The sequence below is a fragment of the Streptococcus sanguinis genome, assembly GCF_050220005.1.
GTDB lineage: Bacteria > Bacillota > Bacilli > Lactobacillales > Streptococcaceae > Streptococcus > Streptococcus sanguinis_Z.
In genome coordinates, this window is the sequence record NZ_CP071413.1 from 1,097,677 (window position 1) to 1,120,998 (window position 23,322).

General features: G+C 40.2%; 22 protein-coding genes and 1 other annotated feature. All 22 genes read left to right on the plus strand.

Annotated features, from left to right (window positions below):
- The 22 genes from J1C86_RS05270 (at position 1) to J1C86_RS05375 (ending at position 23,240) form a co-directional block, all read left to right on the plus strand.
- The gene (locus tag J1C86_RS05270; RefSeq protein WP_002897645.1) at positions 1-849 is read left to right on the plus strand and encodes a DegV family protein; all 849 of its coding nucleotides are present in this window, start codon (positions 1-3) and stop codon (positions 847-849) included.
- Between the two features lie 40 nt (positions 850-889).
- Entirely contained in the window at positions 890-1,657 is a 768-nt protein-coding gene (gene dapB / locus J1C86_RS05275; protein WP_002897644.1) for a 4-hydroxy-tetrahydrodipicolinate reductase, read from the plus strand.
- Entirely contained in the window at positions 1,654-2,853 is a 1,200-nt protein-coding gene (locus J1C86_RS05280; RefSeq protein WP_023916181.1) for a CCA tRNA nucleotidyltransferase, read from the plus strand. The genes dapB and J1C86_RS05280 overlap by 4 nt, the downstream gene beginning before the upstream one ends.
- Positions 2,850-4,718, plus strand: a complete 1,869-nt coding sequence (locus J1C86_RS05285) for an ABC-F family ATP-binding cassette domain-containing protein (protein ID WP_125406692.1) — start codon at positions 2,850-2,852, stop codon at positions 4,716-4,718. The genes J1C86_RS05280 and J1C86_RS05285 overlap by 4 nt, the downstream gene beginning before the upstream one ends.
- Entirely contained in the window at positions 4,715-5,302 is a 588-nt protein-coding gene (locus tag J1C86_RS05290; protein WP_125406689.1) for a hypothetical protein, read from the plus strand. The genes J1C86_RS05285 and J1C86_RS05290 overlap by 4 nt, the downstream gene beginning before the upstream one ends.
- A gap of 71 nt (positions 5,303-5,373) precedes the next feature.
- Positions 5,374-5,784 (plus strand): GNAT family N-acetyltransferase, encoded by a 411-nt coding sequence (locus tag J1C86_RS05295; protein ID WP_125406686.1) that lies wholly within the window; start codon positions 5,374-5,376, stop codon positions 5,782-5,784.
- A gap of 42 nt (positions 5,785-5,826) precedes the next feature.
- Positions 5,827-6,417 (plus strand): hypothetical protein, encoded by a 591-nt coding sequence (locus J1C86_RS05300; RefSeq protein WP_427150827.1) that lies wholly within the window; start codon positions 5,827-5,829, stop codon positions 6,415-6,417.
- Between the two features lie 122 nt (positions 6,418-6,539).
- Positions 6,540-7,499 carry an ROK family glucokinase gene (locus tag J1C86_RS05305; RefSeq protein WP_002917315.1) on the plus strand — a complete coding sequence of 320 codons (960 nt, stop codon included), beginning with the start codon at positions 6,540-6,542 and terminating at the stop codon, positions 7,497-7,499.
- Between the two features lie 104 nt (positions 7,500-7,603).
- Positions 7,604-8,443, plus strand: a complete 840-nt coding sequence (locus J1C86_RS05310; protein WP_125406683.1) for a thymidylate synthase — start codon at positions 7,604-7,606, stop codon at positions 8,441-8,443.
- 124 nt (positions 8,444-8,567) lie between these two features.
- Positions 8,568-9,080: a dihydrofolate reductase gene (locus J1C86_RS05315; protein WP_125406680.1), complete on the plus strand. Its 513-nt coding sequence runs from the start codon at positions 8,568-8,570 to the stop codon at positions 9,078-9,080.
- Positions 9,081-9,082: 2 nt separating this feature from the next.
- Positions 9,083-9,253, plus strand: coding sequence for a hypothetical protein (locus J1C86_RS05320; protein ID WP_002895584.1), 171 nt, complete (start codon positions 9,083-9,085; stop codon positions 9,251-9,253).
- A gap of 51 nt (positions 9,254-9,304) precedes the next feature.
- Positions 9,305-10,534: an ATP-dependent Clp protease ATP-binding subunit ClpX gene (gene clpX / locus J1C86_RS05325; RefSeq protein WP_002895582.1), complete on the plus strand. Its 1,230-nt coding sequence runs from the start codon at positions 9,305-9,307 to the stop codon at positions 10,532-10,534.
- A 10-nt stretch (positions 10,535-10,544) separates the two neighbouring features.
- Positions 10,545-11,132, plus strand: a complete 588-nt coding sequence (gene yihA, locus J1C86_RS05330) for a ribosome biogenesis GTP-binding protein YihA/YsxC (protein ID WP_002915299.1) — start codon at positions 10,545-10,547, stop codon at positions 11,130-11,132.
- 147 nt (positions 11,133-11,279) lie between these two features.
- Entirely contained in the window at positions 11,280-11,978 is a 699-nt protein-coding gene (locus J1C86_RS05335; protein ID WP_125351350.1) for a glucosaminidase domain-containing protein, read from the plus strand.
- A 64-nt stretch (positions 11,979-12,042) separates the two neighbouring features.
- The gene (mmuM, locus tag J1C86_RS05340) at positions 12,043-12,990 is read left to right on the plus strand and encodes a homocysteine S-methyltransferase (RefSeq protein ID WP_125406677.1); all 948 of its coding nucleotides are present in this window, start codon (positions 12,043-12,045) and stop codon (positions 12,988-12,990) included.
- Between the two features lie 113 nt (positions 12,991-13,103).
- The gene (locus J1C86_RS05345; protein WP_125409688.1) at positions 13,104-13,901 is read left to right on the plus strand and encodes a formate/nitrite transporter family protein; all 798 of its coding nucleotides are present in this window, start codon (positions 13,104-13,106) and stop codon (positions 13,899-13,901) included.
- A 776-nt stretch (positions 13,902-14,677) separates the two neighbouring features.
- Complete coding sequence (locus J1C86_RS05350; protein ID WP_260479711.1) at positions 14,678-15,055, plus strand: hypothetical protein; 378 nt, start codon at positions 14,678-14,680, stop codon at positions 15,053-15,055.
- 14 nt (positions 15,056-15,069) lie between these two features.
- Positions 15,070-15,393, plus strand: a complete 324-nt coding sequence (locus tag J1C86_RS05355) for a hypothetical protein (RefSeq protein ID WP_260479710.1) — start codon at positions 15,070-15,072, stop codon at positions 15,391-15,393.
- A gap of 208 nt (positions 15,394-15,601) precedes the next feature.
- Positions 15,602-16,225 (plus strand): hypothetical protein, encoded by a 624-nt coding sequence (locus J1C86_RS05360; protein ID WP_125407293.1) that lies wholly within the window; start codon positions 15,602-15,604, stop codon positions 16,223-16,225.
- 110 nt (positions 16,226-16,335) lie between these two features.
- Positions 16,336-16,471 (plus strand) — a sequence feature (ribosomal protein L10 leader region).
- 36 nt (positions 16,472-16,507) lie between these two features.
- A complete protein-coding gene (gene rplJ, locus J1C86_RS05365; RefSeq protein WP_002897628.1) occupies positions 16,508-17,008 on the plus strand; it encodes a 50S ribosomal protein L10 in 501 nt (166 codons plus the stop codon).
- A 72-nt stretch (positions 17,009-17,080) separates the two neighbouring features.
- Positions 17,081-17,449, plus strand: coding sequence for a 50S ribosomal protein L7/L12 (gene rplL / locus J1C86_RS05370; protein WP_002900419.1), 369 nt, complete (start codon positions 17,081-17,083; stop codon positions 17,447-17,449).
- A 286-nt stretch (positions 17,450-17,735) separates the two neighbouring features.
- A complete protein-coding gene (locus tag J1C86_RS05375) occupies positions 17,736-23,240 on the plus strand; it encodes a ZmpA/ZmpB/ZmpC family metallo-endopeptidase (protein ID WP_427150828.1) in 5,505 nt (1,834 codons plus the stop codon).
- Positions 23,241-23,322: the final 82 nt, after the last annotated feature.

A 23,322-nucleotide genomic window follows, 5' to 3' on the forward strand; every position in this document is an offset into this window, starting at 1 on the left:
ATGAAGTTAGCGGTTATCACAGATTCATCGGCCTATCTGCCGGCTTCGCTGCTAGAGAGCGAAAATCTTTTCGTCTTGGATATTCCGGTCGTGATTGACGGTGAGTCTTATGTCGAAGGAAGAAACTTAACAGCTAGTGAATTTTATGAAAAAATGGCTCAGTCAGATGAATTGCCTAAGACCAGTCAGCCTAGCATTGCGGACCTAGAAGAGATTCTTACCATTCTAGACGGCAAAGACTATACCCATGTTCTGGGACTCTTTCTATCTAGCGGAATTTCTGGTTTTTATCAAAACATTCAGTATCTGAAAGATGAATTTCATGGTTTGCAAATTGCCTTTCCAGATTCTAAGATTACCAGTGCACCGCTCGGTATTATGGTTCAATCTGCTCTAGAGTGGGCAGAAGAAGGACTAGATTTTGAAACAATTTTAGCTAATGTCCAGAAGCAGATTGATGGCACCAGCGCCTTTATCATGGTGGACGACTTGGACCACTTGGTCAAAGGAGGACGCCTGTCTAACGGCGCAGCTATTCTGGGAAATCTGCTCAGCATCAAGCCTATTCTGTATTTTAACAATCATGGTGTGATAGAAGTTTTTGAAAAGATTCGGACGGAGAAGAAGGCTACCAAGCGTATGCTGGAACTTGTCCAAGAAAGAACAGCGGGCGGTGTTTATCAGATTATGGTTATCCATGGCAATGCGCCAAAAAAAGCAGCCGAGCTTCAGAAAAATCTGCTAGACAGCGGTATTGCTAGTGAAGTTCCTATCGCAACCTTTGGCAGTGTCATTGGAACGCATCTAGGCAAGGGGAGCGTTGCACTTGCTTATATTCCTGTGATTTGATTGTCTGAATATCTGAGCTTGTCTCTGTAAGGAGGAAAACATGAGTATCAAAGTTATTATTGCTGGTTTTAAAGGGAAAATGGGCCAAGCAGCCTATAAAATGGTAACAGAAGATTCTGAACTAGAATTAGTTGGACTGCTGGATCCCTTTACGGATGAAAAAGAAGTGGCTGGTGTTCCCGTCTTCAATGCCAAGGAAGAATTGGCTGGACTGGAAGCCCATGTCTGGGTTGATTTTACAACCCCAAAAGTAGCTTATGACAATACTCGCTTCGCCCTAGAACAGGGATTTTGCCCAGTGGTCGGAACTACAGGTTTTACTCCTGAGCAGTTGGAAGAGTTAATCACACTGTCTAGGGAAAAGAAGCTGGGTGGATTGATTGCTCCAAACTTTGCTTTGGGGGCTGTTTTACTAATGCAGTTTGCAGCTCAGGCAGCTAAGTATTTTGCAAATGTAGAAATTATCGAGTTGCATCATGATCAGAAAAAGGATGCTCCGAGTGGGACGGCTATCAAGACAGCCGAGCTCATCAGTCAAGTCAGACCAAGCAAGCAGCAGGGAGCTGCTGATGAGGAAGAGTCTATAGTTGGCGCCCGCGGAGCTGATTTCGATGGCATGCGTATTCATTCGGTCCGCTTGCCAGGTTTGGTTGCCCATCAAGAAGTAATCTTCGGCAGCCAGGGAGAGGGATTGACCATGCGACATGATTCCTATGACCGTGCTTCCTTTATGACAGGGGTTAATCTTGCCATTAAAGAAGTTGTCAAACGCTCAGAATTAGTCTATGGATTGGAACATTTACTATGAGATTAGAAACTCTGCCTTCTGAATTTCAGGAGGCTTTGCCAGTATTAGAGAAGATAAAAGCGGCTGGCTTTGAAGCTTATTTTGTTGGGGGCTCTGTTCGAGATGCCCTTTTGCAGCGACCTATTCACGATGTGGATATCGCTAGCTCCAGCTATCCTGAGGAAACCAAGCGTATCTTTGACCGGACAGTTGATGTGGGGATTGAGCATGGAACTGTCTTGGTTCTGGAAAATAACCGTGAATATGAAGTGACAACTTTCCGGACCGAGGATGTCTATGTGGACTACCGCAGGCCCAGCAAGGTTTCTTTTGTGCGCTCGTTGGAAGAAGATCTCAAGCGGCGCGATTTCACCATCAATGCTCTAGCATTGGATGAAAACGGCCAAGTTATTGATCTTTTCCAAGGCTTGGATGACTTGGAAAATCAGATTTTGCGGGCAGTTGGAACTGCTGCAGAGCGTTTTAATGAAGATGCTCTCCGTATCATGCGGGGTTTTCGTTTTCAGGCTGCCTTAGATTTTGACCTGGAGCAAGATACTTTCGTAGCTATGAAGGATTGTGCTCCCTTGTTGGAAAAAATTTCAGTTGAACGAATTTTTATCGAGTTTGACAAGCTCTTGCTGGCTCCGTTTTGGCGCAAGGGTTTAGAGGCACTCTTGACAAGCGGTGCCATAGAATTTTTGCCAGATTTGAAGGGAAGCAGAGCTAAGTTAGAACGGCTCTTTGACTTGGCTTCAGATTTTTTCTTTTCAGCATCCGAGCAAGCTTGGGCAGCACTTTTATTGGCTTTGGATGTGCAAAATGTTAAAGACTTTCTAAAAAAATGGAAGACTTCTCGTGAATTTGCTAATAAAGTACAAGATTTAGTTGAGATTGCGGCCATTCGCTCAGAACGAGACTTGACCAAGCGAGACTGCTATGACTATGATATTGACTTATTGCTACAAGCAGAAGAGCTTCGGCAGGCGCAAGGTTTGGCAGTTGATTTCTCTGCCATTCAGAATCTTGATGCCAGTCTGACTATTCACAGCAAGCAGGAAATGGTGGTCAATGGCGGCATGCTGATGCGGGAGTTCGGCTTTGAGCCAGGACCAAAACTTGGACAAATTTTGAAAGAGTTAGAATATGCTATTGTAGACGGCCACTTACCTAATGAACTAGAGGCCATTTACGCCTATATCAAGGAGAAAAAATGAGCGATTTTATCGTTGACAAGCTAACCAAATCAGTAGGAGATAAGACTGTTTTTCGGGATATTTCCTTTATCATTCACGACCTAGACCGGATTGGTCTGATTGGTGTCAATGGAACAGGAAAGACAACGCTGCTGGATGTCTTGTCGGGCAAGTCGGGCTTTGACGGAGATGTCAGCCCTTTTTCTGCTAAGACAGACTATAAAATTGCTTATCTGACTCAGGAGCCTGATTTTGATGAGGAGCAGACGGTGCTTGACACTGTTCTATCAAGTGATTTACGGGAAATGCAGTTGATTCGAGAGTACGAGCTGCTCTTGACGGCTTATGATGAAAATCAACAGTCTAGACTAGAAGTGGTTATGTCTGAGATGGACTCGCTCCATGCTTGGGAAATCGAAAGTCAGGTCAAGACGGTTCTGTCCAAGCTTGGTCTGACTAATCTGTCACTTAAGGTTGGTCAGTTATCGGGTGGTCTTCGTCGCCGAGTGCAGCTGGCACAGGTTCTCTTAGGCGATGCAGATTTACTCTTACTTGATGAGCCGACCAACCACTTAGATATTGATACTATTGAATGGCTGACCCATTTCTTGAAAAATTCCAAAAAGACTGTCCTTTTCATCACCCACGACCGCTATTTCTTGGATAATATTTCAACACGGATTTTTGAGCTGGATGGCGGTCGCTTGATTGAATACCAAGGAAATTATCAAGACTATGTTCGTCTTAAGGCTGAGCAGGATGAACGAGATGCGGCCTTGCTTCATAAGAAACAGCAACTATACAAGCAGGAGCTATCCTGGATGCGGCGGCAGCCTCAGGCTCGGGCAACCAAGCAACAGGCTCGTATCAATCGTTTCCATGATCTAAAGAAAGATTTGGTCGGTCAGACGACGGACAGCAATCTGGAAATGAACTTTGAAACCAGCCGTATCGGTAAGAAAGTTATCGAATTTCAAAATGTAGACTTTGCTTATAATCAGAAGCCTATTCTCTCTCAGCTCAGTCTTTTGATCCAGAACAAGGACCGCATTGGGATTGTCGGAGATAACGGTGTCGGCAAGTCAACCTTGCTCAATCTGATTGCTGGAAAACTTCAGCCTCAGGCTGGTCAGCTCATTATCGGCGAGACAGTTCGAGTGGCCTATTTCTCTCAGCAGATTGAGGGCTTGGATGAGTCTAAGCGGGTCATTAATTACCTACAAGAAGTGGCCGAGGAGGTCAAGATAGGCAGTGGAACGACTTCCATTGCAGAACTCTTGGAGCAGTTTCTTTTTCCTCGTTCTACTCATGGGACTTTAATCGAAAAGCTTTCTGGCGGAGAGAAAAAGCGGCTGTATCTGCTCAAGCTGCTCTTAGAAAAGCCGAATGTCTTGCTTCTTGACGAGCCAACCAATGATTTGGATATTGCAACTCTGACGGTCTTGGAAAACTTTCTGCAAGGCTTTGCCGGTCCAGTTATTACAGTCAGCCACGACCGCTATTTCCTAGACAAGGTAGCCGGCAAGATTTTGGCTTTTGAGAATGGAAGTATCAGAGAGTTTTTCGGAAATTACACAGATTACTTAGACGAAAAAGCCTTTCTGGCAGAACGCTCTGCTATTTCTCAAAAGACTGAAAAGGAAAAATCTACCAAGGTGCGCGAGGAGAAAAAGCGCATGACCTACTTTGAAAAGCAGGAGTGGGAGTCTATTGAGGCTGATATCGAGGCGCTGGAGGAGCGGATTTCTGAGATTGAAACGGCCATGCAGGAGAATGGCTCTGACTTTGCTCGCCTGTCTCAACTCCAGCAAGAACTGGATGAGCAGAACGAGAAACAGCTGGAAAAATACGAGCGCTATGAATACCTGAGTGAGTTAGATGGATGAAAGAAGTAGTGTTTAGTCAGAGCTGGTTGAAGATATTCATCTTAGCTATATCGGCGAGCGCTCATGCTGTCTTTATGACTACAGTTCTTGTATTACCATCTAAAAACGGATACCTATTATTCGATTCCAATATTTCTGTGATTGAAAAAATGTTTTTAGTGATAGGTACAATTGTTTTTGATTTTCTCTCTATTTTGGTATGGATTTGTTTGTTTAGGGATAAACGTTTTCTTCGTCTAACGGAACAGGGCTTTTACTTTAACCCCCTTCTTTTTAGAGAAGTTTCGTTTTATAGTTGGGAAGAAATCCAGAGAATAGACTATAGAATTGAACGTATTCGACATTATGCAAAATATCAATTATTCAATAAGAGTCATATTTTGACGATTTGTTTTCATTCAGTGGATCCTGCAGTTTTGGAGAGAAGTAGGCTTGCTTCTAGAAAGAGCAAAAGATATAAGTTTGGTATTCCTGAACCGTTAGAAATTACTCTTATGTTATTGAAAAAAGAGAAACCAAAATATATTTATGAAACGATGATGGATTACCATAATCAATGGCGAGCAAATCAGAAGGATATTTAAAGTGAAGATATAGTCCGAACAGTTTCATAAACTGTAAATCTAAAACCTTTAGAGATGGAACGGAGGCATCTATGAAACTAAGATTGGGAAATACCAACTCGAAGAAGACACAAGAACTGGGAAATTTAATCAGATCCTACAATCGCTCTAAAAGAGAGTCCTCCAAAAGTGAGCCTCTTAACATCTATGTAGAAGACGAACAAGGAAATCTGCTGGCTGGTATGGCGGCCGAAACTTTTGGAAACTGGCTGGAGATTGAGTATTTGTATGTGAACGAGGATTTGCGAGGACAAGGCTTAGGCTCAAAAATACTGTGTAGGGCTGAACAAGAAGCCAGAGAAAGGAAATGCAAATATTCATTTGTAGACACATATCAGTTTCAAGCCCCGGATTTTTATAAAAAGCACGGCTATACAGAAGTGTTCGCGTTGAAAGAATACCCTTATACTGGTGAAAGATATTATTTTACAAAAGAGTTGTGAGTTAGGATGAGTAAATATAGAAAAGATTATTGGTGAAAAATAGTGCAAGAAAGAATAATAAAAAGAAGTTCGAAAAAAATACTTTTTTGGGCAATTCTTAATAGTTTATTTTCTATTTTTTTGTCTTATTTTTTTGTCTGTTTTATCGTTGTGGAAAATCGACTGACATATTTTTATTCTTACATTTTATTAGTATTACTTTTGATTTTATATATAATTTTGTTCGCTTCTTGGAGTCTTCTTTTTGCTGACAAAGAGTTCATTAGACTAACGGTGAACGGTTTCTATTATAAGCCTTCTCTAGTGGCTGATAGAGAATTTTTTTCATGGAAAGATGTGTCAGAGATAAATTTTCGTATAATACGAAACAGGTTTACAACTTCTTACAGAATTGAAATAAATTTTGATGACGTCGAGGGACTTTGTAAAACTTCAGCTATTGTACGTAAAAATAAGAAGCGCGTCTTTAAAAATCAAGTTGATTTAATTATCCCGTTGATTTTTCTTGAAGAAACGTTTCTGGAACGTATATATGATTCAATGAAGTATTATGAAAGAGAGTGGAGGATAGAATCTAACCATAAGCCATTGGTTAAGAAAAAGAAATTACTAGTACAAGAAAGTAAAGGATAAAAGTGGCTAAGAGAATTAGCAAAGTTAGATTTTTGTTGATTTTCACTTTTCTTTATGCAAACCTTTTCCTTACTGAAAAAATCTGATATAATGATGATAAATAAAACACAGAGGAGAACATCATGTCGAAAAAAATAATCGGAATTGACCTTGGTGGAACATCTATTAAGTTTGCTATTTTGACTTCAGAGGGCGAAATTCAGGAAAAATGGTCCATTAAAACCAATATTTTGGACGAAGGTAGCCACATCGTAGATGATATGATTGAGTCAATCCTGCATCGTTTGGACTTGCTTCAGCTTTCAGCAGAGGATTTTATCGGAATTGGTATGGGATCGCCAGGAGTTGTTGACCGAGAAAAGGGCACTGTTATTGGTGCTTACAACCTCAATTGGAAGACGCTGCAGCCGGTCAAGGATAAGATTGAAAAAGCGACTGGGATTCCTTTCTATATTGACAATGATGCTAATGTTGCTGCTTTGGGTGAACGCTGGATGGGAGCTGGAGAAAACCAGCCTGATGTAGTCTTTATGACACTGGGTACAGGTGTTGGTGGAGGAATCGTTGCAGAAGGTAAGCTCTTGCATGGACTTGCTGGAGCAGCAGGAGAGTTGGGCCACATCACTGTTGACTTCGATCAGCCGATTCAATGTACCTGTGGCAAGAAAGGCTGCCTAGAGACTGTTGCATCTGCGACTGGTATTGTTAATCTGACTCGTCGCTATGCTGATGAGTATGCTGGTGATGCTGAGCTGAAAAAACTGATTGACAATGGTGAAGATGTCAATGCAAAGGTTGTCTTCGACTTGGCGAAAGAGGGCGATGAGCTGGCTCTGATTGTCTATCGCAATTTCGCGCGCTATCTAGGAATTGCCTGTGCCAATATCGGCTCTATCCTAAATCCATCTACAATCGTTATCGGAGGTGGCGTATCAGCTGCAGGTGATTTCTTACTTGATGGCGTTCGCAAGGTTTATGAAGAGAATAGCTTCCCGCAGGTTCGTACTTCAACCAAGTTGGCCTTGGCTACTCTTGGAAATGATGCTGGCGTTATCGGGGCAGCTTCATTGGTTTTACAATAATTCAACAAGTATGCTTTATTTGTTCTCCTGCAGAAAGGTCTGTAGGAGAATTTTTATGGAAAATTTGCTATACTAGAAAAAGCTCACTGAACGAAGGAGAAATCATGACGCTAGCAGATACGATTTTCAAAGAGAATATTAAAAAAATTATGGAGCAAGGTGTTTTTTCTGAAAATGCCCGTCCGCGCTACAAAGATGGAAATGTGGCTAACTCCAAATATATCACTGGTTCTTTTGCGGAATACGATTTGAGCAAGGGCGAGTTCCCAATCACGACTCTGCGCCCTATTGCCATCAAGTCCGCCATCAAGGAAGTCCTTTGGATCTATCAAGACCAGTCCAATAGCCTGGAACTGCTCAACGACAAGTATAATGTTCACTATTGGAATGACTGGGAAGTTGGCGATACGGGTACTATCGGCCAGCGTTACGGTGCTGTTGTCAAGAAGCACAATATTATCAATAAAATTCTCCAACAGTTGGAAGCCAATCCTTGGAACCGTCGCAATATCATCTCTCTCTGGGATTATGAAGCTTTTGAAGAGAGTGACGGCCTGCTTCCATGCGCTTTTCAAACCATGTTTGACGTTCGGCGTGTAGATGGAGACATTTATCTGGATGCGACTCTGACTCAGCGCTCAAATGATATGTTGGTTGCTCACCACATTAATGCTATGCAGTATGTGGCTCTGCAGATGATGATTGCCAAGCATTTCGGTTGGAAGGTCGGCAAGTTCTTTTACTTTATCAATAACTTGCACATCTATGACAATCAGTTCGAGCAGGCAGAAGAGCTATTGCGTCGGGAACCTAGCAACTGCCAACCTCAGCTCGTGTTAAATGTGCCGGATGGGACTAATTTTTTTGATATCAAAGCAGAAGATTTTGAGTTGCTGGACTATAATCCCGTTAAACCTCAGCTGAAGTTTGATTTGGCTATTTAACGATTTTGATAAGTGTATGCGAAAACTGCCAACCTCTGCAAAAGTTCTGCTTGAATCATACTTTAAACATGCCTTTTTACAGCAAATTTGATAGAATAGAGTTACTAATACAAAGGATAAAAGGATGACAAAGAAGATTATTGCCATTTGGGCTCAGGCAGAGGATGGTCTGATTGGAAAAGACAAGGTCATGCCTTGGCATCTCCCCGCAGAATTGCAGCATTTTAAGGTAACAACGACTGGACATGCTATTTTGATGGGGCGTGTGACCTTTGATGGTTTGCAGCGTCGCGTTTTGCCAAATCGGATTAGTCTGATTTTGAGCAGGGACAAGAACTATCAAGTTGACAATGAGAATGTCTTGCTGTTCAGCAATGTGGAAGATGTCTTGGATTGGTACCACAAGCAAGATAGAAACTTGTATATTATTGGCGGAGCGCAGATTATCAAGGCTTTTGAACCGTATTTGGAAGAATTGATTCAGACGCAGATTGCTGCTAAGTTGGAAGGAGATACCTATTTCCCTGAGACATTTGACTGGGCTCCTTATCAGGAAGTTAGCAGTGAATTTCATGCCAAAGATGAAAAGAATCCTTATGATTTCACTATAAAAAGATACCAAAGGAAGGACTCGTAAGAATGGAACGTAGTATTTTTGGTTTTTTTACGGCCTTTTTATGTGTCATTTGTCTTATTTGTGCCGTTCAAACCTTTCGGAAAAAGCGGTTTGGACTGGCAGCTTTATTTTTGCTGAATGCTTTTACAAATCTGGTAAATTCCATTCATGCTTTTTATATGACACTTTTTTAACATGTACGAAAGAAAATAAATAGATTTAGAATTTTAGAATTGGAGTAAACAATGCCTACAAGTCGTAATGATGATATGATGGTTTTTTGTTCTTTCTGTGGGAAGAACCAAGATGAGGTTCAGAAGATTATCGCTGGTAACAATGCCTTTATCTGTAATGAATGTGTGGAGCTGGCACAGGAGATCATCCGTGAAGAGCTAGCCGAGGAAGTGCTGGCAGATTTATCTGAGGTACCAAAACCTCAGGAGCTGCTGAATATCTTGAACCACTATGTTATCGGGCAAGACCGAGCTAAGCGTGCCTTGGCAGTAGCGGTCTATAATCACTACAAGCGTATTAACTACCACGACAGCCGAGAAGAAGAAGATGTGGAACTTCAAAAGTCAAATATTTTGATGATTGGTCCGACCGGGTCAGGTAAGACCTTCCTGGCACAGACTCTGGCTCGCAGCCTTAATGTGCCTTTCGCCATTGCGGACGCAACTGCTCTGACTGAAGCTGGTTATGTCGGTGAAGACGTGGAAAATATCCTGCTCAAACTTTTGCAGGCAGCTGACTTTAATATTGAACGTGCAGAACGCGGGATTATCTATGTTGATGAGATCGACAAAATTGCCAAGAAAGGTGAGAACGTCTCAATTACTCGTGATGTTTCAGGCGAAGGAGTTCAGCAAGCTCTGCTGAAGATTATCGAAGGTACCGTAGCTAGTGTACCTCCGCAAGGTGGACGCAAGCATCCGCAGCAGGAAATGATTCAAGTTGATACTAAGAACATTCTCTTCATTGTTGGTGGTGCTTTTGACGGTATTGAAGAAATCGTAAAACAGCGTCTGGGTGAGAAAATCATCGGTTTCGGTCAGAACAACCGAGCAATCGACGAAGATAGTTCCTATATGCAGGAAATTATATCAGAAGACGTTCAAAAATTTGGAATTATTCCTGAGTTGATTGGCCGTTTGCCTGTTTTTGCTGCTCTGGAGCAACTGACAGTTGATGATTTGGTCCGGATTTTGAAAGAGCCTAGAAACGCCCTTATTAAGCAGTACCAGGCGCTTCTATCTTATGATGATGTTAAGCTTGAATTTGACGAAGATGCTCTGCAGGAGATTGCCAATAAAGCGATTGAACGTAAAACAGGTGCACGTGGGCTTCGCTCTATCATCGAAGAAACTATGATGGATGTCATGTTTGAAGTTCCGAGTCAGGAAAATGTTAAACTTGTCCGCATTACCAAAGAAGCAGTAGATGGAACAGATAAGCCTATTCTAGAAACTGCCTAACGAGGTGCTTATGGAAATCAATACCCACAACGCAGAGATTTTGCTGAGTGCAGCCAATAAATCGCACTACCCTCAAGATGATATTCCAGAGATTGCCTTAGCTGGCCGATCAAACGTAGGAAAGTCCAGCTTCATCAATACACTTCTCAATCGCAAAAATTTAGCGCGAACTTCTGGAAAACCTGGAAAAACTCAACTGCTAAACTTTTTCAACATTGATGACAAGCTGCGTTTTGTCGATGTTCCAGGTTACGGCTATGCCCGTGTTTCCAAAAAAGAGCGTGAAAAATGGGGCCGGATGATTGAGGAATATCTGACCAGTCGTGAAAATCTCAGAGCGGTTGTCAGCCTTGTCGATCTTCGACATGATCCGAGCGCAGATGATGTGCAAATGTATGAATTTCTGAAATATTATGACATTCCGGTTATCCTAGTAGCAACCAAAGCTGATAAAATCCCTCGCGGAAAATGGAATAAGCACGAGTCAGCTATTAAGAAAAAACTGGACTTTGACAAAAATGATGATTTCATTCTTTTTTCCTCTGTCACCAAGGATGGCTTAGATGCTGCTTGGGATGCAATTTTGTCAAAAATTTAATATTACGAATTAAATCCAACTTATCTTTGAGTTGGATTTTTTGAAATAAAACGAAAAATGTCATATACTTGTAAATTATCAATAGTGTTTTTTTAATCTTTAGTATGTTACAATGGTATCATTAACATCTTATTCAGGAGAAGTGCTGTGAAAAAGAGAATTTCAAAAAAAGGTAAGAGAATCCTTTCAGCTTTATTCATCATGACGACGACGATTGCTGTTGGTTTCGTCTTGGCAAAGCATATTAATCCTGCTAGTGCCAATAATAGCGACCAGCAGCCTATGAATCAAACAGACTATTTCATCTCACAAATCGGTGAGCCAGCGCGTCAGTTGGGACAGGACAATGATCTTTATGCCTCTGTTATGATTGCACAGGCTATTTTGGAAAGTGGTTCAGGACAGTCTGGTCTGTCTGGTGAGCCTCATTATAACCTTTTCGGTATCAAAGGTCACTACGACGGTCAGTCTGCTAATATGGAGACTTGGGAAGATGATGGAGAGGGAAATGCTTATACCATCAACGATAGTTTCCGTTCATATCCTAGCTATGTAGAGTCTCTGCAAGACTATGTTTCGGTTCTCAAACAGGGGCATTTTGCAGGTGCATGGAAGAGCAATGCGCCAACCTATCAGGATGCAACAGCTGCCCTGACTGGTGTCTATGCGACAGATACTAGTTACAATGCTAAATTGAATTATATTATTGAAAAATACGATTTGACTCGCTTTGATTCACCACTCTATGAATCTGGTGCTGGTTATATCGTTTACAATCCTTATCGTCAGCAATATACCACTCAAGATATCTTGGATGTTGATACTGCCTGGGCGAATAGATTTTAATGAAGACAACACAAAAAGAGGGAGACCTCTTTTTATGTTTATTCATAGATTTTAGGAGTATTTTATGGGAAAATTTAAAGATTTGCTTGACAAGCAAGAAATTATTATTTTAGACGGCGCCTTAGGTACAGAGTTGGAAAGTCTGGGTTATGATGTATCTGGTAAGCTTTGGTCAGCTCAATACCTATTAGACCAGCCTCAGATTATTCAAAATGTGCATGAAAGCTATGTGAGAGCTGGCAGTGATATCATCACTACGTCCAGTTATCAGGCTAGCATTCTAGCTTTTGTAGAGGCAGGACTAACTCCTGAAAAGGCTTATGATCTTTTGAAAGAAACAGTCTTCTTAGCACAGAAAGCTATCAAAAATGTCTGGCAAGCATTATCTCCAGAAGAACAGAAACAGAGACTCTATCCTCTGGTTGCAGGATCGGTAGGGCCTTATGCTGCTTATTTAGCTGATGGTTCCGAGTATACGGGAGACTACCAGCTGAGTGAGGAAGAATTTCGAGATTTCCACCGTCCGCGTATCCAAGCTTTATTGGAAGCTGGGAGTGACTTGTTAGCTATTGAAACGATTCCAAATGGGGCAGAAGCGGCAGCAATCCTCCGACTTTTAGCTGAGGAATTTCCGCAAGCTGAGGCTTATTTGTCCTTTGTCGCCCAGTCGGAGAATGCTATATCAGATGGCACTAAGATTGAGGAATTAGGAAACTTGGCTCAAGAAAGCCCACAAGTCTTGTCAGTTGGTTTTAACTGTACAGCTCCACATTTAATTGCTCCATTATTAGATGGGCTTGGACAAGTGTGCAACAAACCTTTTCTGACCTATCCAAACTCTGGCGAAACTTATAATGGCTTGACCAAGACTTGGCATGACGATCCAGAGCAGGAGCGGAGCTTGCTGGAAAATAGTAAACTTTGGCAAGAGCAAGGAGTGCGTCTTTTTGGTGGTTGCTGCCGAACACAGCCAGAAGATATTGCTCAGTTATCAAAAGGATTTAAGGGTTGAAAATAGATTTTCAATCCTTTTTTAGAAAATTTAAAAGGGTTCTCGAAAACGCTATCAAAAGAAAGAACTTTGTGATATACTATACATAGTTTAAATTAATAGGAGAATTTTTTATGCCTGAATCGACATTTATCCCTAAAATTGAAGCAGCTTGCCGCAAGAAAGAAGCTTTGTTTGATACAAGCAAGGCCAAGTACGCTGTTCGTTCCATCTTTGCCGGAGCTTTCCTAACCTTTAGTACTGGTGCTGGAGCTATTGCGGCAGATTTGACGAATAAGATTGTTCCAGGAACTGGGCGTTTTCTCTTTCCTTTCATCTTTGCTTGGGGATTGGCTTACATTGTCTTTCTAAATGCAGAGTTAGTGACTTCCAACATGATGTTTCTGACTGCTGGTACCTTTTTGAAGAAGATTGACTGGAAAAAAGCCTTGATGATTTTGCTTTATTGTACCTTTTTCAATCTGATTGGCGCCTTGATTCCCGGCTGGCTCTTTGCTAACTCGGCTGCTTATGCGGGACTTAGCAAAGATAGTTTCATTTCTGGTGTTGTGCAGATGAAGCTTGCTCGATCAAATGAGCTGATTCTGCTCGAGGGAGTCTTGGCCAATATCTTTGTTAATATCGCTATTCTTTCCTTCGTTCTGGTCAAGGATAGTACAGCTAAGCTTTTCTTAGTTATATCAGCCATTTATATGTTTGTATTCCTGACTAACGAACACTTGGCAGCCAACTTTGCTTCCTTTGCTATCGTGAAATTCAGCTCAGCAGCAGCGGAAGTGCAAAATTTTGGTATTGGAAATATCCTACGCCACTGGGGCGTAACCTTTATCGGTAATCTCATCGGTGGTGGCCTACTCATAGGTTTGCCATACGCTTGGTTTAATAAGGAAGAAAGTAATTATGTGGACTGACAAAAAAGGATTTTCGAATCCTTTTTTTGATGTCTCCTTAAAATAAATAGAACTTTGTGGACAAATTTGATAACCCATTGTTATTTGTTTGTGATAAGCTATTTTACAATCATCAATCTCTTTACAGAGCAGTTTGTTGGAAGCTAATCAAATAGCTAGAGGAATGAGCTGAAATTCCTTTAGTTTTTTATTTGACATTGGCAAAACTTTCTAAACACGAACTATAAAATTATAACGCAATTAAAAGTTCGTATTTATCTTCCAAATTGATTTACAAAACAATCAAAGTAATCTATAATAGGATGTAGGTTAATATGTTATAAAAGGAGATTTATGTAAAGAGTATAAAGATTTGGGAGATAGATTTCATATCCGTTACTATATAGAAATAAATAGTTATTTTCTATTAGATAATGATGATGTTAGCATGATTGCACGGACGCATTTTGTAGAATAGTAGATAACTAAGGGAGATGTTTACATATCACAAAAGTACAGCCAAGAATTCAAGGAACCCCTTGTTCGTTTACATGATTCATGTAAGCTATTCTCGGAATTAGTCAAAGAGTATGGCATCTCTAATCAGACGATTTATAAATGAATAAACCCCTGTGAAAAACCTGCTGGTCAGGATTCTATCAGTCTTTTCCTGCACCAAGTTCAAGAAATGCTTAAGGTACTGACCAAGATGAAGGAGGAGATAATGGAATAAAATCACAAGGATAAACCATGGTTTTTCAAACAATGGGATGATGGCTAAGGAAAAGGAGAAGGTTATGAAGAAATTTTTAAAAATATTCATTATAATTTTAGGAGGTTTAGTAATGATGACAAATTTGTTCGGTTGTGATAAAAATAGCCGAGCTTATGTGGAAAGTCAGTTTGTGGATTTAGAAAAAATTTATTCTACTGCAAATGTTTTGGACTTGTTTAAATTTTATTCAAAAGGATTTGAAATTATTTATACAGTTTCAAATTTTGACGAGACTGGGAAAGATGTTCAATATTCTATAAATGTTTCAGGGAATCCTATTGATAAATCCATTAAAGGATTTATTGAAAAAAAACTGGACAGTTTTTTGAAGATGATACAACTAGTGAGATTGAGTACAAACACAATATTCAATATTCTGCTCAAGGGTGGGAGAGTTTAGATTCAGATTATGTTATGGAGGAAGAAGCGAAAAACATCACTTTTCTCTTTCAATCCAATGTTTTTTCTGAAAAAATATTGGCCGGCTATAAATTAATTAATAGTCGATATAACCCTGAAATTCCTGCCTATCATTTGGCATATTATTTGGATGAGGAATTAGCAAAAAAGAATCACTTGGATTCATCTTGGAGAAATCAAAATGAAAATTTTGTTCTTTCGTTTACTAGAAATATCAGTGATGATAGAAAATATGTTCAAGTTAATATGTCTACTTCGCGTTCCCTAAAATCAGAAACTATAATAAATGAATATAGAGAGGTGAATGATAATGAGTAGTGAATTGACAGCGTATGTGTTGCGCTTAACTTACCCAGTGGAAAATGCTTAAGCTTGTTAAATTGATTTGGTATATTATGTAATCAAAAGGAGATGTTATGAATAAAATCACTATTCAGTCACCAGATGGAAGCAAAGTTAAATACTCAAGAGGGGAAATGCGATATAAAAGGAGATAAAGAATTGAGTTTAGGAGGAGCTGAGGGAAATGGGAAAAAGGATTAAGTTTTCTCCGCTAAAAGCTAGAATTTTGATGATGGTCAGTCCAATGTTTTGCGCTATCTTCTTTGGTTTAGGTTCGTGTAGTTTTATTGATCATACATTAAAAGTAGGATTATCATTTTGGCTAGATATGATTCGTGAAGATTTTATGTTGGTTCTTTCCTTTATTTGGTTCAATATGAGTTTAGTCAAGTCTATCTATAGAATGATAAAAAATAATCTTTTGTTAAACAGTAATATTCAGGAATTGAGAGATTGTTATCCTGAGCTTGAGGAGGACTGGCAAAATCTTAATGATGCGGACTACCTTGACAAAGATTTGCAAGTTTTGGTTTATGGCGATCATCTCATTTGTTACAGGACATTTGATATTGCCTACCTGCCAGAATGTTCTAAGATAGATGCATTTATGAAGATGTATCGTTTAGGTAGTCGTTATAAGGTGAGACGAGTTCATTTTTCTGCATGGTATCTTGATGGCAGTGAATCTGAGCTCCGAACAAATGAGTTGCGAAGTTTTGCCGGAATTAATCAGAAAGCTCGTAAAGATGCCTTATTTGATTATATAAGAGAGAACTTTGATTATATTGAACTCGAAACATACGACTAAGGGAAAGAAGTAGATATTAGTCAAGTAAGAAATTTGCAGAAAATAATGACTAAATTTAAAAAGATTGTATAAAAAGCTTGCAATCTTTTTTTTCTTTTGCTATAATTATCAATGGTTTGAAAAAACTGCCTAAGACAGTAGGGGAGCTCGACTCATAAAGATCCTACCGAGGACAAAACGTATCATGTAAAAAGAAGCGTATTGTACTTTCGTGTCTAGGTTTGGGCGCGTTTTTCTTTTGGAAAATTCCCAAGCAAAATAATTACGGAGGTGAAACACTAAATGAGTGAAGCTATTATTGCTAAAAAAGCGGAACTGGTTGACGCAGTTGCTGAGAAAATGAAAGCTGCTGCATCTATCGTCGTTGTTGACGCTCGTGGTTTGACTGTTGAGCAAGATACCGTTCTTCGTCGTGAGCTTCGTGGAAGTGAAGTTGAGTACAAAGTTATCAAAAACTCAATCTTGCGTCGTGCAGCTGAAAAAGCTGGACTTGAAGACTTGGCATCTGTTTTTGTTGGACCATCTGCAGTAGCATTTTCTAACGAAGATGTTGTTGCTCCAGCGAAAATCTTGAACGACTTTGCTAAGAACGCTGATGCACTTGAAATCAAAGGTGGTGCAATTGAAGGCGCTGTCGCATCAAAAGAAGAGATTCTTGCACTTGCAACTCTTCCAAACCGCGAAGGACTTCTTTCTATGCTCCTTTCTGTACTTCAAGCGCCAGTTCGCAACGTTGCACTTGCTGTCAAAGCAGTTGCAGACAACAAAGAAGACGCAGCTTAATCTTAAGCTACGCAGCGTAGCCTAGCTACGAAAAAATATTATAAATTTAAAAATTATTTGGAGGAAATAACAATGGCATTGAACATTGAAAACATTATTGCTGAAATTAAAGAAGCTTCAATCCTTGAATTGAACGACCTTGTAAAAGCTATCGAAGAAGAATTTGGTGTAACTGCAGCTGCTCCTGTAGCTGTAGCTGCTGCTGGTGCTGGTGAAGCTGCCGCTGCTAAAGATTCATTCGATATCGAATTGACTGCTGCTGGCGACAAAAAAGTCGGCGTTATCAAAGTTGTACGTGAAATCACTGGTCTTGGCCTTAAAGAAGCTAAAGAACTTGTTGATGGTGCACCAAACGTTATCAAAGAAGGCGTTGCTGCAGCAGAAGCTGAAGAACTTAAAGCTAAATTGGAAGAAGCAGGCGCTTCAGTTACTCTTAAATAATAGAGTTTCCAATCATAGAAATCAACCAAGTCGAAAGACTTGGTTTTTTTGTATCCAAAAATCATTTTTATGTTAAAACGCTAACAAAAAATAGGATCGTATGATATAATTGAGACAGATTATTGCGATTTAGGAGATATTATGAATAAGATAAAAGTTATATGAGATTGTTGATTAGGAGATTTTTGTTAGGGGGATTCAGATGAATGAATGCAATGGCTTACTGTTGCTCATTCTCTGGTTAAAGGATTTGTTATTCTTTTTAGAATAATTTGAAAGGGATTTTATGAAAAAGTTTTTTGGGGAGAAGCAAACTCGGTTTGCTTTTAGGAAATTAGCTGTCGGGCTTGTTTCGGCTGCTATTTCTAGTTTGTTTTTTGTTTCTATCGTTGGGGTTGACTCTGTTCAGGCACAGGAAAAGTTGAATGTACACTATAAATACGTGACAGATACTGAAATAACTCCGCAAGAAAAGGAGTTGATTGTAAGTGAATTTCCTAAAATGCCTGAAGGCAATGAGGAGACTTACTATCTTGTCTACAGGTTAAACTCAAATGCTGGAGCAAAAACCTTACCGAATACAGGAGACAATAACCATTCCAATACTATGATGACGGCCGGTCTGTTAACGACGATAGGATTGGTTGTTTTTGTTGTATCGAAAAGAAAGGTTAAAAGCAAGTTCCTATTGACTGTTTTGGTGGGTGCTGGTGTCGGAGGAGGTTTGATACTATCCGTCAATGCGCTGGAAAATGGGATCTTGCTACAGTATAATGCCGAATATCAAGTGTCTGCTGGGGAAAGTCTGCCTTCACCTGGTGAGATCTCAGGCTATACCTATGTTGGCTATATAAAAGATGAATCAATTAAAAAATTATTAGATAATAAGATTCTTGATAATCAGCAGAATGCTAATCTAGATAAAGAAACTTTAAACCAAAATAAGAAGATAGATTATTCTCTTTCTTTTGATAAGAATGGGCTGAAAAATCAAACGGTTGGTGTCAATACAATTGAGCTTCAAGATGAAGTCTTGTCTGGCCGAGTAGCTAAGCCGGAACTATTATACAAAGAAGTGACCGTTGAAACTGAGATAGCCTTTGGAGAACAAATACAAGAGAATCCTGATTTAGCTGAAGGTACTGTAAGAGTAAAACAAGAAGGCAAACCAGGCCGTAAAATCGAAGTCGTTCGGATTTTCACTGTAGATAATGCGGAAGTTTCTAGGGAAGTTCTTTCGACAAAAATAGAGGAAGCGACTCCTAAAATAGTGGAAAAAGGGACTAAAAAGCTTGAAGCGCCTAGCGAAAAACCAACAGCTTCTAACTTAGTGGCACCCGAGCAAGTCGCTCCCTTACCAGAGTACATAGGCGTCCAATCCGGTGCAATCGTTGAGCCCGAGCAGGTGGCTTCTTTGCCTGAGTATTCAAATACACTATCTGGAGCCATTGTTGAGCCTGAACAAATTGAACCAGAGATTGGAGGTGTCCAATCAGGGGCCATAGTCGAACCTGAGCAAGTCACACCATTGCCTGAATACACAGGTGTTCAATCTGGTGCAGTAGTAGCACCCGAACAAGTCACACCATTACCTGAATACACAGGTGTCCAATCAGGGGCAATAGTAGAACCTGAGCAAGTTACGACATTGCCAGAGTATACGGGAACTCAAGCAGGTGCGAAAGTCGAACCCGAACAAGTCACCCCATCGCCTGAATATACAGGCGTTCAATCCGGTGCAGTAGTGGCACCCGAGCAAGTTACGACATTGCCGGAATACACAGGATCTCAAGCAGGAGCGATTGTTGAGCCTGAGCAGGTAGAACCTCCGCAAGAGTATACTGGAAACATCGAACCAGCAGCGCCAGAAGCGGAAAATCCTGCTGAAAAAGCTCAAGAGCCTAAAGAGCAGAAGCAAGAACCAGAAAAGAATATCGAGCTAAGAAATGTATCTGATGTAGAGCTGTATAGTCTAACTGATGGAAAATACAAACAGCACGTTTCTCTGGATGCTATTCCAAGCGATCGAGAGAATTATTTCGTGAAAGTAAAATCGTCTAAATTTAAAGATGTTTTCTTGCCGATTTCGTCAATAGTAGATAGCACGAAAGATGGTCAGCCAGTTTATAAAATTACTGCAAGTGCTGAAAAATTAAAACAGGATATCAATAATAAGTACGAGGACAATTTTACTTTCTATCTAGCTAAAAAGGTTGAGAGAGAAGTCACAAACTTTACTTCCTTTAGTAACTTGGTTCAAGCTATAAATAACGATCTCAGTGGAACCTATTATTTAGGTGCTAGTCTGAATGCCAATGAGGTCGAACTAGAAAATGTAGCTAGCAGTTATATAAAGGGCAGATTTACTGGTAAACTCTTTGGCAGCAAAGACGGAAAACATTATGCTATTTATAATTTGAAGAAGCCTTTATTTGACACATTGAGCGATGCTACTGTAGAAAATCTGTCTCTTAAAGATGTAAATATCTCAGGGAAAACTGATATTGGCGCCCTTGCAAACGAAGCGAATAATGCAACAAGGATTAACAATGTCCATGTAGATGGTATTCTTGCTGGCGAAAGTGGCATTGGTGGCTTGGTGTGGAAGGCTGATAATTCTAAGATTACGAACAGCAGTTTCAAGGGAAGAATTGTCAACTCCTATGAAACGAGGGCACCGTACAATATCGGAGGATTAGTAGGTCAACTGACTGGAATCAATGCACTGGTTGATAAATCAAAGGCCACGATTACTATCTCATCAAACGCTGATAGTACAAACCAAACTGTCGGCGGCCTTGCAGGTCTTGTCGAGAAAGATGCGCTTATCAGCAATAGTTACGCCGAGGGCCAGATTAATAACGTGAAGCGCTTTGGAAGTGTTGCTGGTGTGGCTGGCTACTTGTGGGATAGAGATTCTAGCGAAGAGAGGCATGCTGGAAGATTGCACAATGTTCTTAGCGATGTCAATGTTATGAATGGGAATGCGATTAGTGGTTATCACTATCGAGGAATGAGGATAACTGACTCATTTAGCAACAAGGACAACAGAGTCTACAAAGTGACTCTTGAAAAGGATGAGGTTGTCACCAAGGAATCTCTCGAAGAGAGAGGAACAATCCTTGATGCATCTCAAATCGCAAGTAAGAAATCTGAAATCAAATCTCTTTCTGTACCGATTGTTGAACCCCTACTGACTAGCAGCAATAAAGAAAGTGATTTTTCTAAGGTTGAAGACTATCAAGCCAGTCGAGCTTTAGCATATAAGAATATCGAAAAATTACTGCCGTTTTATAATAAGGCAACCATTGTCAAATACGGTAATCTGGTAAAAGAAGATAGCGCTTTGTTTAAAAAAGAAGTTCTATCTGCAGTCATGATGAAGGATAATGAAGTGATTACAGATATTACTTCGCATAAAGAGGTGGCTAATAAGCTCTTGCTGCACTATAAGGATCATTCATCTGAAAAGCTAGATCTCACCTACCAATCTGACTTTAGTAAGTTAGCAGAATATCGTGTGGGCGATACAGGTCTCATCTATACGCCAAATCAATTTTTGCATAATCATAATTCAATCATCAATGAAGTTTTGCCTAATTTGAGAGCGGTTGATTATCAGTCAGAGGCTATCAGAAACACCCTAGGTATTTCTTCAGGAGTTTCACTGACGGAATTATACTTAGAAGAGCAGTTTGCCAAAACCAAGGAAAATCTAGCGAATACACTGGAGAAACTTTTGTCTGCCGATGCAGTTATTGCTAGCGAAAATCAAACGATTAATGGTTATGTCGTTGATAAAATCAAACGCAACAAGGAAGCCTTGCTTCTAGGTTTGACCTATTTAGAGCGCTGGTACAACTTTAACTATGGTGACGTGAATGTCAAAGACTTAGTTATGTACCATATGGATTTCTTTGGTAAAGGAAACGTATCACCGCTAGACACGATCATTGAATTAGGTAAATCAGGCTATAACAATCTTCTGGCCAAGAACAACGTAGATGCCTATAGCATCAGCCTTGCAAATAATAATGCAACGAAAGATTTGTTTAGCACGCTTGCCAATTACCGAGAAGTATTTTTACCAAACAAAACAAATAATCAATGGTTCAAAGAGCAAACCAAGGCTTATATCGTTGAAGAAAAATCAGCTATTGATGAGGTGAGGGTCAAACAAGAGCAGGCTGGCAGCAAATACTCTATCGGGGTGTATGATCGAATTACCAGCGACACTTGGAAATACCGAAATATGGTCTTGCCATTGCTGACGATGCCTGAAAGATCTGTCTTTGTCATATCGACTATATCCAGTCTTGGATTTGGTGCCTATGACAGATATAGAAATAATGAGCACAGAGCAGGAGCAGAACTCAATAAGTTTGTTGAGGATAATGCTCAGGAAACCGCAAAACGCCAACGCGACCATTATGATTATTGGTACAGAATATTAGACGAGCAGGGCCGTGAAAAGCTCTATCGAAATATCTTGCTCTATGATGCCTATAAGTTTGGTGATGATGCTACAGTCGGCAAGGCTACAGCGGAGGCACAATTTGACAGTTCTAATCCAGCTATGAAGTATTTCTTCGGACCGGTTGGAAACAAGGTCGTGCACAATAAGCACGGTGCCTATGCTACTGGTGATAGTGTTTACTACATGGGCTATCGGATGCTGGACAAGGATGGAGCCATTACCTATACCCATGAAATGACGCATGATTCGGATAACGAGATTTATTTAGGCGGATATGGAAGAAGAAGTGGACTTGGTCCTGAATTCTTTGCCAAGGGCTTGTTGCAAGCACCGGATCATCCAGATGATGCTACAATCACGGTCAACTCAATTCTCAAATATGACAAGAATGATGCAACTGAAAAATCTCGTTTGCAAGTCCTGGATCCAACTAAACGTTTCCAAAATGCGGATGATTTGAAAAATTATGTTCACAACATGTTTGATGTCATTTATATGTTGGAGTACCTAGAAGGGATGTCAATCGTGAACCGTCTTTCCGATGTGCAGAAAGTGAACGCGCTAAGAAAAATCGATAATAAATATGTCCGAGATGCGGATGGAAATGATGTTTACGCAACGAATGTGATAAAAAATATTACAATGGCGGATGCGCAAAAATTAAATTCATTCGACAGTCTCATTGAAAATGATATCCTTTCAGCGCGTGAGTACAAAAATGGTGATGTAGAAAGAAACGGCTACCATACGATTAAGCTCTTCTCTCCGATTTATTCGGCATTAAGCAGCGAAAAAGGAACGCCTGGAGATCTTATGGGACGCCGTATGGCTTATGAGCTTCTTGCAGCCAAAGGTTTTAAAGATGGTATGGTCCCTTATATCTCTAATCAGTATGAAGATGATGCCAAGCAAAACGGAAAAACCATCAGTATCTATGGTAAGACCAGAGGTCTGGTAACAGATGACTTAGTTTTACGCAAGGTCTTCAATGGTCAGTTTAATAATTGGACTGAGTTTAAGAAGGCTATGTATGAAGAACGTAAAAACAAGTTCGACAGCCTGAACAAGGTCACATTTGATGATACAAGACAACCATGGACAAGTTATGCTACTAAGACTATAAGCACTGTAGAAGAGTTGCAAACCTTGATGGATGAAGCCGTTCTCAAAGATGCCAATGATAATTGGTATTCTTGGAGCGGCTATAAACCAGAACATGACAGTGCTGTCCACAAGCTTAAAAAAGCGGTCTTCAAAGCTTACCTCGATCAAACCAATGATTTCAGAAAATCAATCTTTGAAAACCAGAAGTGATTGGTTTGAGTTGTTAAATGGTCTGCAAAGTTGCAAGTCTGAAATTTAGGGCAGAGTTACGAGATTGATTGCTCTCAGACTG